General features: G+C 70.1%; 14 protein-coding genes. 6 read left to right on the top strand and 8 right to left on the bottom strand.

The genetic code is table 11. From position 1 onward, the window contains the following. Positions 1-6: 6 nt before the first annotated feature. Both ASC60_RS41920 and ASC60_RS35535 read right to left on the bottom strand, forming a co-directional pair. A complete protein-coding gene (locus ASC60_RS41920) occupies positions 7-165 on the bottom strand; it encodes a hypothetical protein (protein WP_159043387.1) in 159 nt (52 codons plus the stop codon). 169 nt (positions 166-334) lie between these two features. Beyond that, complete coding sequence (locus tag ASC60_RS35535; protein ID WP_055557838.1) at positions 335-682, bottom strand: MerR family transcriptional regulator; 348 nt, start codon at positions 680-682, stop codon at positions 335-337. Positions 683-1,601: 919 nt separating this feature from the next. On the opposite strand from ASC60_RS35535, the gene ASC60_RS35530 reads away from it, so the two are divergent. From ASC60_RS35530 to ASC60_RS35515, 4 genes are all read left to right on the top strand, one after another. Continuing rightward, the gene (locus ASC60_RS35530) at positions 1,602-1,805 is read left to right on the top strand and encodes a cold-shock protein (RefSeq protein ID WP_055557837.1); all 204 of its coding nucleotides are present in this window, start codon (positions 1,602-1,604) and stop codon (positions 1,803-1,805) included. 244 nt (positions 1,806-2,049) lie between these two features. Further along, complete coding sequence (locus tag ASC60_RS35525) at positions 2,050-3,501, top strand: DEAD/DEAH box helicase (RefSeq protein WP_079038842.1); 1,452 nt, start codon at positions 2,050-2,052, stop codon at positions 3,499-3,501. Positions 3,502-3,585: 84 nt separating this feature from the next. After that, complete coding sequence (locus ASC60_RS35520) at positions 3,586-3,894, top strand: SCO5918 family protein (protein WP_055557836.1); 309 nt, start codon at positions 3,586-3,588, stop codon at positions 3,892-3,894. A 328-nt stretch (positions 3,895-4,222) separates the two neighbouring features. Further along, a complete protein-coding gene (locus ASC60_RS35515) occupies positions 4,223-5,347 on the top strand; it encodes an ADP-ribosylglycohydrolase family protein (protein WP_055557835.1) in 1,125 nt (374 codons plus the stop codon). Here ASC60_RS35515 and ASC60_RS35510 read toward each other — a convergent pair. The 3 genes from ASC60_RS35510 to ASC60_RS35500 all read right to left on the bottom strand — a co-directional run bounded on the left by ASC60_RS35510 (position 5,325) and on the right by ASC60_RS35500 (position 9,549). After that, a complete protein-coding gene (locus tag ASC60_RS35510) occupies positions 5,325-6,650 on the bottom strand; it encodes a glycosyltransferase 87 family protein (protein WP_370593004.1) in 1,326 nt (441 codons plus the stop codon). The two genes, ASC60_RS35515 and ASC60_RS35510, sit on opposite strands and share 23 nt — an antisense overlap. A 232-nt stretch (positions 6,651-6,882) precedes the next feature. Continuing rightward, positions 6,883-8,454, bottom strand: coding sequence for a sodium:solute symporter family protein (locus tag ASC60_RS35505; protein ID WP_055557834.1), 1,572 nt, complete (start codon positions 8,452-8,454; stop codon positions 6,883-6,885). A 315-nt stretch (positions 8,455-8,769) separates the two neighbouring features. Continuing rightward, the gene (locus ASC60_RS35500; protein ID WP_055557833.1) at positions 8,770-9,549 is read right to left on the bottom strand and encodes an SDR family oxidoreductase; all 780 of its coding nucleotides are present in this window, start codon (positions 9,547-9,549) and stop codon (positions 8,770-8,772) included. Between the two features lie 143 nt (positions 9,550-9,692). On the opposite strand from ASC60_RS35500, the gene ASC60_RS35495 reads away from it, so the two are divergent. Next, positions 9,693-10,565, top strand: a complete 873-nt coding sequence (locus tag ASC60_RS35495) for a hypothetical protein (RefSeq protein ID WP_055557832.1) — start codon at positions 9,693-9,695, stop codon at positions 10,563-10,565. Between the two features lie 145 nt (positions 10,566-10,710). On the opposite strand, the gene ASC60_RS35490 is transcribed toward ASC60_RS35495, so the two are convergent. From ASC60_RS35490 to ASC60_RS35480, 3 genes are all read right to left on the bottom strand, one after another. After that, positions 10,711-10,920 carry a DUF397 domain-containing protein gene (locus ASC60_RS35490; RefSeq protein WP_055557831.1) on the bottom strand — a complete coding sequence of 70 codons (210 nt, stop codon included), beginning with the start codon at positions 10,918-10,920 and terminating at the stop codon, positions 10,711-10,713. A gap of 178 nt (positions 10,921-11,098) precedes the next feature. Continuing rightward, a complete protein-coding gene (locus ASC60_RS35485; protein ID WP_055557830.1) occupies positions 11,099-11,971 on the bottom strand; it encodes a helix-turn-helix transcriptional regulator in 873 nt (290 codons plus the stop codon). Positions 11,972-12,403: 432 nt separating this feature from the next. Beyond that, positions 12,404-13,150, bottom strand: coding sequence for a GPP34 family phosphoprotein (locus ASC60_RS35480; RefSeq protein ID WP_055557829.1), 747 nt, complete (start codon positions 13,148-13,150; stop codon positions 12,404-12,406). 256 nt (positions 13,151-13,406) lie between these two features. Here ASC60_RS35480 and ASC60_RS35475 point away from each other — a divergent pair, with 256 nt between their 5' ends. Further along, the gene (locus tag ASC60_RS35475) at positions 13,407-16,019 is read left to right on the top strand and encodes a D-alanyl-D-alanine carboxypeptidase family protein (protein WP_055557828.1); all 2,613 of its coding nucleotides are present in this window, start codon (positions 13,407-13,409) and stop codon (positions 16,017-16,019) included. Positions 16,020-16,190 lie beyond the last annotated feature (171 nt).

The raw sequence follows: 16,190 nt of genomic DNA, 5'->3' as shown, positions 1-16,190 counted from the left end.
GCGGCACTAGGTGTCGTAGCCGGTCAGGCCGTCGGCGTCGTCGTTGAGCCGCTTGAGGTCCACGTCGCTGAGGAACGGCAGCAGGGCGCCGCAGTCGAGGCAGGCGCGGGCGAAGTCGACGTCGAACGCCGGACGGAGCTTGTAGGCGCGCGGGCGGGGGAACATGAGCCGGAGTCGGTCGTTGTGGCCTTCGAGCGTCCTGAGCTGCCCGACCGGGGTCAGCCGACTGGATCCACATATTCCACAGCGCAGTACGCCGGTTCCCATGTGGGTGACGGTACATCAGGACATCAGATCACCCCAGGGGGCGGGGACCGGGGCCCGATGGCTGTGGTCAGGAGGCCTCGGGCTGGTTCGATTCGGCGACGGGTCCCCGCAGCTCTTCGTTGAGCCGCCGGGCTTCTTCCAGCTGGTCTTCGAGGATGACGATGCGGCAGGCGGCGTCGATCGGAGTGCCCTGGTCGACGAGTTCGCGAACGCGTGCGGCGATGCGCAGCTGGTAACGGGAGTAGCGGCGATGGCCCCCCTCGGATCGCAGGGGGACGATGAGGCGGGCCTCGCCGACGGCCCGTAGGAAGGCGGGGGTGGCGCCGATCATCTCCGCCGCGCGGCCCATGGTGTACGCGGGGTAATCATCGTCGTCGAACTTGTCGGTGGCTCGCTCTCGGGGCTTCGAATTCATCGCACCTCTCTGTGGGACGCGTCGAGGGGCCCTGGCACCATTTGGCACCAGGGCCCCGAGGGTTCAACACCATCTACCGGCGCTGTGCGCCGGCCTTCTGTTTCCGCTGCCTGCCCTGGGGGCGAGGCGCGGGGATCGCGGCTGCGTGACCGGGGACCACCTTCCAATCCGGGGCCTGCGGTACCCGAGTGGACCAGGTCCGTGCTCGGGCGATCCTGATGGCGTCTCCCTCCTCTCCTTTTTCTCTCGCTGCTCTTGCTGAAGCTGCTGTCGTGCGTCATGCGTGGTGGCCCTGGGGCCACCCGGCCCGGCAGCCAGTGGCGGGACCTTCCTGCACTTCCCGGCCCCGCCGCTCCGCTGTCGTGCCGTTTCCTGCTCGCGGCAGTTCGTCTCTGCCGCGCCTGACTGACGTCGTTGGCTACGCGAGAAACAGTAGCTACAAGAGCGTCGCATGTCTACTTCGGCCGGTGCAGATTTACCTCTACTGCCGCAACAGGCCCAGGGTGGCCCGCCCCCATGGGGCCGGGGAGGTGAACGTGAGCGTGCGGCGGCGGGGGCCTCGGGTGTCACCTCGGCCGTTCACTGTGAGGCCGTCTTCCGGGCGGCCCGTCGGCCCTCGGTGGCGTTCTCCCCGCCGATGCTCAATATGTAATGCCGCGACTGCAGAAATAGCCTCTGAATTGGTGGGGAGTTTTTGCCTCACCGAGTGTGACTGTCAATTTGCCGTGCGGGACCCGGCCTGCCGTGCTACCGTCGTTGTCAGTTGCAGTTGTGGTTCCCAGACTTCAAGTGTCCCCGCCGTCGTACACGGCGGGAATGCTTTTGTATTTTCCGGTGTATTTCCGGAGGGGCGATCATCGCGGCGACGCGGGGTCCGCAAGGTGCGGGCTCCGGGCACTGCGCCCGAAGGAGATTTAGCATGACTACTGGCACCGTGAAGTGGTTCAACTCGGAAAAGGGCTTCGGCTTCATCGAGCAGGACGGTGGCGGCCCCGACGTCTTCGCCCACTACTCGAACATCGCCGCCCAGGGCTTCCGTGAGCTGCAGGAGGGCCAGAAGGTGAACTTCGACCTCACGCAGGGCCAGAAGGGCCCGCAGGCCGAGAACATCGTTCCCGCCTGACGCTGACGCGTAACAGCGACGCTGGGGCCCGCACCTTGGGTGCGGGCCCCACTCGTTTTCCCCGACGATCCGGCATCTTGAGCGTCCGCCGTGCCGGCGTATGTCGATCATCTTTCGATGCGATGGGCGCACCTCTTCCGCCCCACTTCGTTTCGTTTACCTATTCGGTTCGTTCTTGCGATTCTTTTCTGCGCGGCTCGCTGCTGCCGAGAATTCCTCGACGTGCCGCATCGAGGAAGGCCGCATGAAACGTACTGCCCGAACGAACAACCGCTCCGTCCGCCCCCGCTCCGGTGGGAACGGCCGTCGTCCCGCGGCGCCGCAGGGAGAGTTCGCCCTGCCCGTCACGCGTACCCCCGCTCTGCCTCCGGCCGAGACCTTCGCCGAACTGGACATGCCGCCCGCGCTGCTGGCGGCCCTGGCCGCGGAAGGCATGGCCGTGCCGTTCCCGATCCAGGGCGCCACGCTGCCGAACTCCCTCGCGGGCCGCGACGTCCTGGGCCGTGGACGTACCGGCTCGGGCAAGACCCTCGCCTTCGGCCTGGCCCTGCTGGCCCGTACCGCCGGACAGCGCGCCGAGCCCCGCCGGCCCCTGGGGCTGGTCCTGGTTCCCACCCGCGAGCTGGCCCAGCAGGTCACCGACGCGCTCGCCCCCTACGCCCGGTCGCTGAAGCTGCGGCTGGCCACCGTCGTCGGCGGCATGGCGATCGGCCGGCAGATCAGCGCTCTGCGCGGCGGAGCCGAAGTCGTCGTCGCGACCCCCGGGCGGCTGAAGGACCTCATCGACCGTGGTGACTGCCAGCTGAACCAGGTCGGCGTCACCGTGCTGGACGAGGCGGACCAGATGGCCGACATGGGCTTCATGCCTCAGGTCACCGCGCTGCTGAACCAGGTCCGGCCCGAAGGGCAGCGGATGCTCTTCTCGGCCACCTTGGACCGCAACGTCGACCTTCTGGTCCGGCGCTACCTGGCCGACCCGGTGGTCCACTCCGTCGATCCCTCGGCGGGCGCCGTCACCACGATGGAACACCACCTGCTGCACGTCGACGGCGCCGACAAGCACGCCACCACCACCGAGATCGCCGCCCGTGACGGCCGGGTGATCATGTTCCTCGACACCAAGCACGCGGTGGACAAGCTCACCCAGCACCTGCTGAACAGCGGGGTCCGCGCCGCCGCCCTGCACGGCGGCAAGTCCCAGCCCCAGCGCACCCGCACGCTCGCCCAGTTCAAGACCGGCGACGTGACGGTACTGGTGGCCACCAACGTCGCGGCCCGCGGCATTCACGTGGACAACCTCGACCTCGTCGTCAACGTGGACCCGCCCAGCGACCACAAGGACTACCTGCACCGCGGCGGCCGCACCGCCCGGGCCGGCGAGTCCGGCAGCGTCGTCACCCTCGTCCTGCCGGGTCAGCGCCGCGACATGGCCCGGCTCATGAGCACGGCCGGCATCACCCCGCACAGCACCAAGGTCCGCTCCGGCGAAGCGGAACTGAGCCGCATCACCGGTGCCCAGGCCCCCTCCGGTATCCCCGTCACCATCGCCGTGCCGGTCGTCGAACGCGCCAAGCGCGGCGGCTCGTCCTCGCGGGGACGGCGTAGCCGGCCGGCCCGGGCCCGCCGCGCCGCCGGATCGACCCGGACGGGGTCGGGGGCCTCGCAGCGGCGGTCCACCCTCGGCTCGGCCGCGTAAGCCCCGGACGGACGCTCGGTCGCCCCGCTGATCTCTCCGGCCGGTCATCCGATTTCGGCCTCTCTTCGACCCTGTTGAGGCATTATGCGCTGTGTTATCGCCCGCTTCCCGTTCGACCTGATCAAGAGTGAGGTCGAGCAAGCGATGGCAGGTATCAAACCCGAAACCGTCACGGGAGACTCCGTGCTCATCGGCCGCCGTCAATACCCCGTCAAGCAAGTGGGCGCGGTCATCACCCGTCAGGACCGCCGTGACTTCACCGCCGACGAGGTCACCCGAGCACTGACCCGTCTCGGTTTCACCTGCCGTTCCCTTCCCGTATCCACACCCGACGCGGGCCATACGCCACTTGAGACCGCGTCCGCGCTGCTCGGCTCCCCGGAACCTGCCTGACCGGGATCGACACGCTCGCATGATGAGGGCCCCGACCGCCGTGCGGTCGGGGCCCTCATCCGTGCCGGCGGCGCGATACATTCCGCCGTCTCGGGAATGCCGGGGCTTCCCCGTAAGATCTGCCGCGCGATGGGAACGTCGCTGCGCGCTGTGTGCTGTCCGTTATCCGGTGCACCATTTCGGAATGAGGAGGTCCGTCGCACTATCCGTGATGACGCCTTCACCATTCGCCGCCCCATTGACGGCACCCGGATTCGATCAAAGAGTGTCCATTACAGTTCAAAGACACTCCAGGGCCATACATATATCCAAGAAGAGGGGAAAGGTCGTGACCGCAACCGCCAGCGCAGCGACCGGCGTATGGGGCCGCGCCGAACAGCAGGACTTCCGCAGCCGGGTACGGGGCTGTCTGCTGGGCGGGGCGATCGGGGACGCCCTGGGGGCGCCGGTGGAGTTCTCCTCGCTGGCCGACATCCGGGCGAACCACGGCGCGCACGGCGTGACGGACTTCCTGCCCGCGTACGGGCGGCGCGGCGCGGTCACCGACGACACCCAGATGACGCTGTTCACCGTGGACGGCCTGATACGCGCCCAGGTGCGCCGCGACACCGGCGCCTGGCATCCGCCCACCGACATCCACGCCGCGCACCGCCGCTGGTACGCCACCCAGCGCGACTGGGGCCCCGACGAGCGGCGCGAGGGCGACGGGTGGCTGGCCCGCGAGGAGTGGCTGTACGCCCAGCGCGCACCCGGGCGGGCCTGTCTGACCGGGCTCGGGGACGCGACCATGGGCACCCTGGAGGCCCCCAAGAACCCCGACTCCAAGGGCTGCGGCGCCGTCATGCGCTCCGCGCCGTTCGGGCTGCTGGTGGGCTGGGAGCCGCAGCTGGTGTTCCAGCTGGCCATCGAGTGCGCGGCGCAGACCCACGGTCACCCCACGGGCTATCTGGCGGCCGGCGCGTTCTCCCTCATCGTGCACGGCCTGGCGCGCGGGGAGGCGCTGGACGGCGCCGTTCAGCGCACCCTGGCCCATCTGGCGGGCCACCCCGGCCACGAGGAGACCACGGACGCGCTGCGGCGGGCGCTGGGCGCCGTACGCCAGGGGCTGCCGACGCCCGAGCGCGTCGAATCCCTCGGCGAGGGCTGGACCGGCGAGGAGGCGCTGGCCATGGGGCTGTACTGCGCCCTGGTCGCCGAGGACGTACGGCACGGTCTGCTGCTGGCCGTCAACCACGGCGGGGACAGCGACTCCACGGCGGCGATCTGCGGCAATCTGCTGGGCGTGCTGCACGGTGAGACGGCGCTGCCGCCCGCGTGGCTCGCCGAGGTGGAGGGGCGCGGCACGATCCTGGAGCTGGCGGACGACTTCGCGATGGAGATGACCCAGGGCCCCGCCCTGCACGGCCCCGAGAACTCGGCCCCCGCCTGGCTCAGCCGCTACCCGCGCGCGTGAGCGTGCGGGACTCGGGACGGCGCGGCGCCACGGGCTGAGCGGGGGCGCCCAGGCCGCCGCGCAGGGCGCGGAAGGTGACCCACGCCGCGGTCGCCAGGAAGGCGACGCCGATGATCGGGTAGACGGCCGTCATCAGCATCTGGGGCGGGGTCTGGTGCAGCTCGACCCGCTGTTTCATGCTGTGCGGGGCGTACCAGATCATGAAGGAGCAGAAGAGCAGCCCGGTCAGCGCCGTCCAGCCCGCCCAGGCGCGGGACGCGCGGCGGACCGTCTCGACGGCGAGCAGCAGCACCATCGGGACCGCCCACACCCAGTGGTGGGACCAGGAGACCGGGCTGACCATCAGGGCGGTGACGGCGCAGCTGACGGCGGCCCAGGCGCGGGCGTGCGGGAGGGCGCGGTCGTCCGCGAGCTGGGCGGCGACGGCGGTGGCCAGGCCGACGCAGCCGGTCAGCGCGGCGGCGGCGAGCCACCACGGGCCGGGGTCGGGGGTGTGCAGGAGGCGGGCGAGGGCGCCGAGCAGGTTCTGGTTGCCCGAGCCCTCGACGTCGCCGGGCCGGTCGGTGGCGAACACGATCTCGGTCCAGAAGCGGTTGGAGTCGTACGGCAGCGCCAGCGCCGCCAGGCAGACCGTCCAGGCGAAGGCGGCCGTGGCGACACCCGCCCGCCGCAGGTGGTCACTTGCGAAGCCGTGCCCGGCCCGCAGCCGCCGGACGGCGTCGATCAGCCCGGCGGCGGCGAGGAAGACCACGAAGAGCCCGGGGGTCAGCTTGATCCCGGTCGCGACGCCGGTGCCGAATCCGGCCCAGCGGTGGCCCGGCCGGCGGGTCAGGTCCCACAGCACGAGGACGGCGATGCCCAGGTTGATCTGGCCGTAGCGCAGGGTCGTCCACACCGGTTCGCACCACACCGCGACCCCGGCCAGGGCCAGCACGGCGGCTGCGCGCGGCGCCCGGCGCGGGCGGCCGACGAGCCGCAGCGACAGATGGGCGAGGGCGACCATCAGGGCCAGGTTGGCGGCGGTGCCGAAGGTGCGCAGGACGCCCGTGCCCATGACGGTCAGCGGGGTGAACAGCATGGCCGCGAACGGCGGGTAGGTGTTGGGCAGATGGTGCACGGTCGCCCGCATGTCGTACAGGTCCGCCGCGTTGCGTACGGTCCAGCCCTCGGCCTGGTAGACCAGCAGATCGACCATGGACACCTGGGCGGCCCGCTGCGCGGCCCAGAAGCCCGTGAAGGACAGCAGACAGAACACCGCCGCGCACAGGACGGGACGCCGGGCGATCATCTGTGTCGCGGTCACGGGGTCGCTCCAGAGGTGCGTGAGGGCGGCGAACGGCACAGGCGGCCGACGATAGTACGTTCCGGAGGAGGGTCCTGAGAGGGGGGACGGTTGCCTGGGGATGCCGTAAAGCTCCACTTCAGGGCGGCCGGACCGGTCCGCTTCACACGACAAGCCCACACGGCGGGGCCCCGGTCACCGAAGGAGCGAGGGTGACCGGGGCCCGGTGGGGCTGCCGCCGCGCGGCGGGGCGTCAGTCGGACGCGCCCGCGACCGTCGTACGGCCGGTGGCGTCCGGTGCCGGAACCGAGCGCGCGGCGCCCGCCGCACCCGGACCGTCGTCGTCCGAGTTGAGCGAGGCGAGGATGGCGTCGCGCTCGGGGGTGTCCTCCGGCTTCAGATAGCCGACGACGATGAAGAGCACGAGCGAGACCGCGAGCGGGACGGCGACCTGGTACTCCAGGTTGACGCCGCCGTCGATCGCGTCGTTGATCGGGTAGTTGACCAGGTAGAAGGCGATCAGGCCGAGGCCCCAGCTGGTGAGCGCCGCGGTCGGCCCGGACTTGCGGAAGGCCCGCAGCATGCCGAGCATCAGCGGGATCGCGATCGGCCCCATCAGACCGGCGACCCATTTGATGACGACGGTGATGATGTCGCCGAAGAAGGGCGAGTTCACCTGGGTGGCGATGCCCATGGACAGGGCGAGGAAGAGCAGCGTGGTGTAGCGGGCGGCGAGCAGGCCGGTGCGGGTGCTCCACTGCCGTACGGACTTGAAGATCGCGGGCATGATGTCGCGGGTCACCACGGCGGCGATCGCGTTGGCGTCGGAGGAGCACATCGCCATGGTGTGCGAGAAGAAGCCGACGATGACCAGCCCCAGCAGACCGTGCGGCAGCAGGTGTTCGGCCATCTCGGCGTACGAGTCGGCGGGCTTGTCCGTCTTGATGATGAGCGGCGCGACCCACATCGGGAAGAACAGCACCAGCGGCCAGACGAACCACAGGACGGCCGACAGCCGGGCCGAGCGCTTGGCGGAGTGGGCGCTGTCGGTGGCCATGTAGCGCTGCGCCTGGTTCCACATGCCGCCGTTGTACTCGAAGGTCTTGATGAAGAGGTAGGAGAGCAGGAAGATCAGCGTGTAGGGGCCGACGGTCGGTTCGGCGTGGCTGTCGGGCAGGTCGTCCCAGACGGTCCAGAAGGTGCTGAAGCCGTCCAGCTCGTTGAGCACGGCGATCAGCATCGCGATGCCCGCCACCAGCTGGATGACGAACTGGCCGAGTTCGGTGAGCGCGTCGGCCCACAGCCCGCCGACGGTGCAGTAGACGGCGGTGACCGCGCCCGTGATCAGGATGCCCTGGTTGAGCGAGACGCCGGTGAAGATGGAGAGCAGGGTGGCGATGGCCGCCCACTTGGCGCCCACGTCGACGATCTTCAGTAACACCCCGGACCAGGCGAGGGCCTGCTGGGTGGGCAGGTTGTAACGGTTCTTCAGGTATTCGAGGGGTGAGGCGACGCCCAGTTTGCTGCGCACCCGGTTGAGGCGCGGCGCGAAGAGGCTCGCGCCGATCGCGATGCCGATGGCGATGGGGAAGGACCAGGTGACGTAAGAGGTGATGCCGTATTGGTAGGCGATGGCCGCGTAACCGGTGAACATCACGGCGCTGTAGCCGGACATGTGGTGCGAGATGCCCGACAGCCACCAGGGCATCTTGCCGCCGGCGGTGAAGAAGTCGCTGACGTTGTCCACGCGCTTGTGGGACCAGACGCCGATGCCGACCATGACGCCGAAATAGCCGATGAGTACAGCCCAGTCGAGACTGTTCATGTCCCCTCCCAGGGGTCCGCCTTGTGAACGGGAGCGCACTTCGCCGCGACGTTCCTTTGGGCGGTTCCCCCGAGCGGGAGCGGGGTACTTCCGGGATTGAACCGCTTGTCCGGGCGGCCGGTCAAGGGTTCGAGAGGTCACGAGTGTGAACACAGGTCATAACAAAGAACGATTTTACGGATTCTTGACCCGCTGAGGCGTTGTCGTGCACGCGTCCGCGAATTCAGGATGAGCGGGCACTTCGTCAGACGCACGCCCGCGCATCGATTGGGTCGGTACGGGAGCGGGATCCCGAAAGGCCGGACAGGAGTCGCGCTAACGCATCAGTTCACCGGCGTTCACCAGCAGCGACTGCCCGGTGATCGCCCGGGCCCGGTCGGAGGCCAGGAACACCGCGGCCTCCGCCACATCGCCGTCCGTCGCCAGATCGGGCAGCGCCATCCGGCCCGCGAGCCGCTGCTCGATCTCGGCCTCGGGCAGCCCTTCCGTGTGCGCGGCGAACTGGACGTACGCCCGCACCGGCGGCCCCCACATCCAGCCGGGCTGCACGGTGTTGACCCGGATCCGGTGCGGGCCCAGCTCCCGCGCGAGCGCGTACATGGCCGAGGTGAGTGCCCCCTTGGACGCCGCGTACGCGGCCTGCCGCACCTCGGTGGGGGCGGCGAGCGACGACTGCGTGCCGATGAGCACCACCGCGCCGCCGTTCCGTTTGAGCGCGGGCAGGCAGGCCCGGGTCATCCGGAGCGTCCCGAACAGGTTGACGTCCACCACGCGCGCCCAGGACGCGAAGTCGGCGTCCTCAAGCCCGCCGAAGTGGCTGTCCAGGGCGGCCACGTTGACGACGGCGTCGATCCGGCCGAAGCGGTCCAGGGCGAGCGCGGCCAGCGCCTCGCACTGGGCCTCGTCCGCGATGTCGGTGGCCCGGTGGGCGGTGCGCGTGCCGCCCGGGTCGAGCTCCGCGGCGGTCTCGGCCAGCCGCTCCGCGGTCCGCGCGCCGAGGGCGACGTTGGCGCCCTCGCGCAGGCACGCGGCGGCGACGCGGTGGCCGAGGCCGGGGCCGACACCGGAGACGATGACCGTTCTGCCGCTCAGCATGGGGCCTCCCTCGGGACTGACGCCGCGTCAGGCTAGGCGCGCGGACCGGATATGACCAGACCCGGTTCGCGCCGAATGCCGTCCGGCGCGGATCGTGCCGCACCCCTCCCCAGCTGACGCCACGTCAGCTACACCTGTTGGGCATGACGAGCGACGCGAGCGAGGGCACACACGGCGAGCCGGAGGACACATTCGCCGCGCGGTACGGGGAACTGGCCTCCGTCGGCCCCTACGGGGTGCGCCCGGGGCACGCCCTGATCACCATGGTCGAGCCGCATCCGGGCCATGAGTACGCGTACAACCGCTGGTACGAGGACGACCACTTCATCGCGGGCGCGATGGCCATGCCGTGGATCTACGCCGGGCGCCGCTGGGTCGCCACCCGCGACCTCCAGCGGCTGCGCTACCCGGCGAAGTCGGCGGTCGCCCAGCCGGTCACCGCGGGCTGCTACCTCACCGTCTACTGGCTCACCGAGGACCGCTACGCGGAGCACATGCGGTGGACGGTCGGCATCAACAAGCGGCTGAACCGGGACGGCCGGGTGTTCCAGGAGCGCACCCACGTCCTGACGGCCTTCCACGACCGGGAGGCGACCGTCTACCGGGACGGGGCGGCCGGGCCGCGCGACCACCACGCCCTCGACCACCCCTACGCCGGACTGGTCCTGGAGGTCATCGAGAGCGAGAGCCCCGAGCGGCGCGGGGAGCTGCTCGACTGGCTCACGGCCCGCCATCTGCCCCGCCGCCTGGCCGGCTCGCCCGCCGCGCTGGTGACCGTCTTCCGCCCCACCCCGCTGCCGTCGGACCGGATGGCGTACGTCAAGCAGGTGGAGGGCGTCGACACCAGGCTGACGCTGCTGTGGTTCCTGCAGTGCGATCCACGGATGTGCTGGGAGGAATTCCTGACGGGTCTCGACGCCGATGTGGAACGGTCCGGTCTGGGCCGGGTGGAATTCGTCGCGCCGTTCATTCCGACGATTCCCGGGACGGACCGGTACGTCGCGGAACTTCGATGACGGCGGGCGATAAAGCGGGGGAAGGCATGCGGCGAGCCCTCTCGGCAGGGACGGCGGCCGGTCGAGAGGGCCCGGTGGCGTGTTACTGCGAACCTGCGGTTCTGCGGGGCCGGACCGCGCTGCCGCGGCCGGTCGAACAGCAGGATCAGCCGAGGTCGAAGGCGCCGCCGTGAACGTCGGCGACGAAGGCCGACCAGGAGGCGGGGGCGAAGCTGAGCGTCGGTCCGTGCGGGTCCTTGGAGTCGCGCACGGCGATCTCGTCGACGACCGGGGAGGCGACCTCTACGCAAGCGCCGTTTCCTGCGGAGTACGAGGATTTCACCCAGGTACTCGTCTTTCCCTGCTGAATGGACACAATTGCTCCGATGCGTTTTGTTGACGAGATGCACCCCCGTTTGGAGGCGAGGCCGACGTTACTCGTCAACATCGTCAGGAAAGGTGGCCATTCACTCGACCGGGTGGCATATTCCACCGGCCCCTTCCGCGGTGGAGTGCGGAGGTGTACGCTCCGCGCTCGCTCCCGACCGGCGTCGTCAGCCCTCCCCGTGCCGACGCGCGTGGTCCTGCGCCACCTCGGTGATGAACTGGCGGCTCTGGTCCACATTCAGCGCCTGGGCCCGCAGATGCTCATACATCATGCTGTAGCTCTGCACATCGGTGAGCTTCTCCAGATAGAGGTCGCTTGTCACGCCCTCCAGATAGACGACGCTCGTATCCGACTCGTCGGAGAACTCCAGGATGGTGAACTGCCCGCTCATGCCCGGATGCGAGCCCATGCCGAACGGCAGCGCCTGCACCGTCACATGCGGCTCGCGGCTCATGCGGACCAGATACTCCAGCTGATCGCTCATGATCTTGTGGCTGCCGACCACGCGCCGCATCGCCGCCTCGTCCACCACGGCCCACAGCCGCAGCGGGGCCAGCGGATCGGTGATCCGCTCCTGCCGCCGAAGCCGCACCTGCACCCGCTGGGCGATCTGGTCCGGGGCGACCTCCGGCAGCGCCCCGCTGATCACCGCCTCCGCGTACTTTGGGGTCTGCAACAGCCCCGGCATCACCTGGGGTTCGTAGACCCGCAGCGACGCCGCGTCCGTCTCGAACCCGATGTAGACGCTGTACGGGACGTCGCCGAAGGCGTTCCACCAGCCCTGCTGGCGTGACTCCTTCGCCATTTGCATCAGGGAATCGACCAGGGCCTTGTCCTCGACCTTGTAGGTCCGGCAGAGGTCGCGCACATCGCGCTGACTGATGCTGCGACGGCCGTTCTCCAGTCTGCTGATCTTCGACTGGGAGACCATCAACTCCTCCGCCACCTCCTCCGCCGTCATGCCCTTCTCCTGGCGGAGCCTGCGCAGTTCCTGGCCCAACCGGCGTCGCCGGACAGTGGGGCCGACGTTCGATGTCACGGGACGTGCACCTCCGGCTTCGTACTGCTGATACATCCTGTTCAGCAGCCTGCCACTACCGGACCCGGCCGCGCTGGGAAATGGCCCGACAAAGACCGCACTAAGGGCGATCGAACGCGCGCGCGGGGCGGTGGGACGGCCGGTCGTCCGGAACGGCCGTCCCACCACCCCGCGCTTGAGCGGCTCCCGGACCGGGTCGGTGGGGACTGCGGTGCGGTCGGTGGAGCGGACTGGTGCTCGGTGGTGCTGTATCGGTTCTGCGGGCTCTCGTGAGCCCGGGTGGTGCCCTGTGGTGCCCTGGATACGTGCCCTGTGGTGCGCTGTGGTGCCCTGTCGTGCGCTGTGGTGCTCCGGGGGCTCCTCGGGGTGCGGTGGGGCGCTCGCGGCGCTGCGCGGCGTCCCGGGGCGCCCTGGGGGCCTCCGGTCAAGGGGTCAGCGCGCTCCGACGCGGGCCATGCTCCCGCGGCGGGACGGCTGAGCCGGAACCCCGGCCGCGGGCTCCGCGGCGCGTGCTGCCGGCTGTCGGCCCGGGGCCGGTGCGCGCCGTGGCTGCGCCGCGACACCGTTCTGCACGTCCATCACGGCGTGCGCCACCAGACCGCCCATCGGGTCGTGCCTGATCAGATCCCGGAGCCTGGAGCGCGAGGAGCGCCCCTCGTTCCCGGGATACAGGTGCTTGCCGAGTCCGACCGCGTGGGCCAGGGCGGCGAGCGCCGCGGTCCGCGGGTCCGGCGGTACGCCGGTGCGGATCGCACTGTCCAGCCGGGACCTGATCTCCCGGCTGATCGCCGTCTCCGTCGCCTGGTAGCGAGTCGTCGGCAGTACCCCGCACATCTGGCCCGCCACGGCATGCACCATGCCGCACCGCTCCAGGTGCGTGAGATACGTCTGGCGCAGCCCCAGCCGGGGCCCGCCGATCCAGTGGACGGCCCGGACCGGGCTGCCGCGACGACGCAGCAGTTCCAGTGCGGAGTCCAGAGTTGGATCTCCGGTCGGCCGTGGCAGCACCACGGCGATACGATCCCCGTCAGGGGCTATCCGTCCGGCCAAGGCCAGCTCTACTAGCTGTGCCCCGGCCAGACCGAGGTCGAGCGACTGCGGCTGCGCCGTGGTACCCGTGGTCGGGTCCAGGGCGAGCAGCAGAAGCTCCTCCGGAATTGTTCTGCGGCTCCTGCCCATCCATGCCTCCCCGCGTGGATGAATGACAGGGTGACCCCTGCCACATTGGTCTGTCGAGAGTGCCTGAGGGATTTGGGTGGGAACCGGTAGGTATGTCTTTCTCGTCTAGCAGGTGAGTGATCACCTTGAGGCGCTCTCCGGCGGTGGCGTTGCGCGGCTGCGCGCCGGACACACAGGACACTGGTTGATGGTTGTAATGCGGGACGCGGCGTCAGGAGGCGCCCGGCGCCCCGTGTGACGTATCGAGGAGGCATCGGTGGCGGGCGAGTCCCCCGGCAAGTCGGATCAGCGGAAGTCGTCGGGGGAGACGGCCAGGGGGGCACGCGATCCGCGGCTCACGGCCTCCCGTGAAGAGGAGGCCGACGGCGGGCGTTCGGCGATCGCCGTCGCCGAGGACGTGTCCGAGTCGGCTCCCGCGGAACCGGAATCGGAGTGTCCGGAAGCTGTGGGCGACGGCGATACGCCTGGTGTTCGCGAAAGCGAAGGCGGTGCATCGGTCGAAGCGGAGTCCGGTGGATCCGGTGAGGCCGGGGAACCCGACGCGGACGCGCGGGCCGAGGGCGATGACGTCGACTCCGGCCGTACGTCCGACGGCAAGCCGTCGGACGCCCCGGTCGACCAGCGGACGACGTCGCTCCGTACGACGGACGTGCCGTCGGGCGCCGACGGTGACGACGCCGGGGGCGACGCGGGCGCGTCGGACGCCGGCGATGATTCGGCGTCCGTCGTGAAGGGCGACTCGGACGCGCCGGGCGTCAAGGCCGACGAGGCCGAGGCCGAGGGAGACGGGGAGACCGCCTCCGGCGACGCCGCTTCGGAGTCGCTGGTCGACCGGCAGACCGCGGTGTTCCGTTCGAAGGACGTGACCTCCCCCGTCGCCGAAAACGCCGACTCCGGCGCCGAGGGGACGGCTGAGGCGACGTCGGGCGCCGATGATGACGGCGACGCCGACGATCCGGGCTCGTCCCGTCCGGCGAAGGCGGGATCCGGCGACGCGGGCGATGAGGACGCCAAGGACGCCGACGCCAAGGACGCCAAGGCCGACGCCAAGGCCGACGACAAGCGCGCTTCCGGTGGGCGGCGTCCGGCATGGGCCGGGGCCGATGACGACGGGGACGAGGGCGACACGAAGGCCGCGTCCGACGACGGCGACGACAAGCCGTCGGCCGGTCGGTCCGTCGACCAGAAGACCGCCGTCTTCCGCGCGCCCAAGGTGGACGACAAGCCCATCGACCGGCCCACCGCCGCGTTCGGCGTGCTCCCGGAGAAGAAGAAGGGCGTCGACCAGCCGACCACCGCCATCAGGGCGCTCCCCGGCGACGACGCCAAGGACGACGCCAAGGGTGCCAAGAAGCGGTCCGAGGGCGAGAACGAGCGCACCAGCAAGTTCGTACCGCTGCGCTCCGCCGACGATCCCGCTCCCGCGAAGGCGAAGCCGAAGACCGAGCCGAAGACCGAGCCGAAGACCGAGGCGAAAGCAGAGTCGAAGGCACAGGCGAAAGCACCGGCGAAGCCGGGCGAACTGCCGGAGGCCGAGCGCACCAAGCAGCAGCCGCTGCCGCCGCAGACGCCGGACGGGAAGCAGCCCGCGCCGCTCGATCTGCTGGCGCAGCTGACGAACAAGCCGCCGAAACCCGAGACTCCGGTCCGGACGGCGGTGCGGCGGGTCAAGATCTGGACGCCGTTGGTGCTGCTGCTCGTCGTGCTGCTGGGGATCGCGCAGGCGGTGCGGCCGCTGCCGGACCCGGAGCTGAAGCTGACGGCCGAGGCGTCGTACGCGTTCAAGGGCGACAAGCTGGCCATGCCGTGGCCGGGCGAGGGCCAGTCCGCGGCCGAGGTCCAGGGCGTGGGCAGCCTGGGTACGTCGGGGGCGCAGAAGCCGGTGCCGATCGCCAGTGTCACCAAGGTGATGACGGCGTACGTGGTGCTCAAGGGGCACCCGCTGAAGGCCGGTGCGGAGGGCCCGCGCATCGAGATCGACGCGACGGCCGCCAAGGAGTCGGAGTCCGCCGACGAGTCGCGGGCGTCGGTGAAGAAGGGGCAGAGCTTCACCCAGCACCAGCTGCTCCAGCTGCTGCTGATCAACTCCAGCAACAACATCGCCCGGCTGCTGGCCCGCTGGGACGCGGGGTCGCTGGACGCGTTCACCAAGAAGATGAACGACGCGGCCAAGAGCCTGGGCATGAAGAACACCACCTACACGGACCCCAGTGGGCTCAAGGAGTCCACCAAGTCCACCGCGGCCGACCAGCTCAAGCTGGCGAAGGCGGCGATGGAGTCCGACGCGTTCCGCGAGGTCGTGGCGACGCCCAACACCGAGATCCCCGGCCTCGACGGCAAGATCTACAACAACAACAATCTGCTGGTGAAGCCGGGCGTGATCGGCATCAAGACCGGTTCGTCCACCCCGGCCGGCGGCGCGCTGATGTGGGGCGCGGTGCGGACGATCGACGGCAAGAAGCAGCGGATCCTCGGCGTCGTGCTCGAGCAGCGCGCGCCCACCACGCTGGACGCCAGCCTCCAGCTGGCGCAGACGGAGAGCTACAAGCTGATCAGCACCGTGCAGGACGCCCTGACCTCGGCGACCGTCATCAAGAAGGGCGATGTCGTCGGCCAGGTGGACGACGGCCTCGGCGGGACGACCCCGGTCGTCGCCACCAAGGACCTGAAGGCGGTCGGCTGGGCGGGGCTGAACGTCGACATCGAGATCGGTGACGGTGGCAAAACCATTCCGCACTCGGCGAAGGCGGGCACCGTCGTCGGCCAGGTGACCGTGGGCAGCGGGCCCGGTCAGGTCAAGGCGCCGGTGGCGCTGCAAAACGACTTGTCCGAGCCGTCCTTCGGGGCGAAGCTGACCCGCATTGCCTGACCTGGACCAAGGGCACCGGCGCGGGAGCCGCGCCGGTGTCCGTAGCCGCTGACGAACCGCCTCGCGTGCTAGCGTCGGATGATGCCCACGACCCTGACTCGCCCCGACCGAGGCGAACGGTGGGGGACCGGTGCGGGGTTGAACAGATGAACAGGGGCAGACCTCGGGGGA

The organism is Streptomyces sp. NBRC 110028 (genome assembly GCF_001417735.1).
GTDB lineage: Bacteria > Actinomycetota > Actinomycetes > Streptomycetales > Streptomycetaceae > Streptomyces.
Note: the sequence above shows the minus strand (reverse complement) of the source record. Positions and strands in the feature narration are given on the sequence as shown.

Bases quoted from the DNA above. Each gene is read 5' to 3' on its own strand.
- ASC60_RS35530 (WP_055557837.1), top strand. From the start codon at position 1,602: ATGACTACTGGCACCGTGAAGTGGTTCAACTCGGAAAAGGGCTTCGGC.
- ASC60_RS35525 (WP_079038842.1), top strand. From the start codon at position 2,050: ATGAAACGTACTGCCCGAACGAACAACCGCTCCGTCCGCCCCCGCTCC.
- ASC60_RS35505 (WP_055557834.1), bottom strand. From the start codon at position 8,454: ATGAACAGTCTCGACTGGGCTGTACTCATCGGCTATTTCGGCGTCATG.
- ASC60_RS35480 (WP_055557829.1), bottom strand. From the start codon at position 13,150: ATGGGCAGGAGCCGCAGAACAATTCCGGAGGAGCTTCTGCTGCTCGCC.
- ASC60_RS35500 (WP_055557833.1), bottom strand. From the start codon at position 9,549: ATGCTGAGCGGCAGAACGGTCATCGTCTCCGGTGTCGGCCCCGGCCTC.
- ASC60_RS35535 (WP_055557838.1), bottom strand. From the start codon at position 682: ATGAATTCGAAGCCCCGAGAGCGAGCCACCGACAAGTTCGACGACGAT.
- ASC60_RS41920 (WP_159043387.1), bottom strand. From the start codon at position 165: ATGTTCCCCCGCCCGCGCGCCTACAAGCTCCGTCCGGCGTTCGACGTC.
- ASC60_RS35520 (WP_055557836.1), top strand. From the start codon at position 3,586: ATGCGCTGTGTTATCGCCCGCTTCCCGTTCGACCTGATCAAGAGTGAG.
- ASC60_RS35495 (WP_055557832.1), top strand. From the start codon at position 9,693: ATGACGAGCGACGCGAGCGAGGGCACACACGGCGAGCCGGAGGACACA.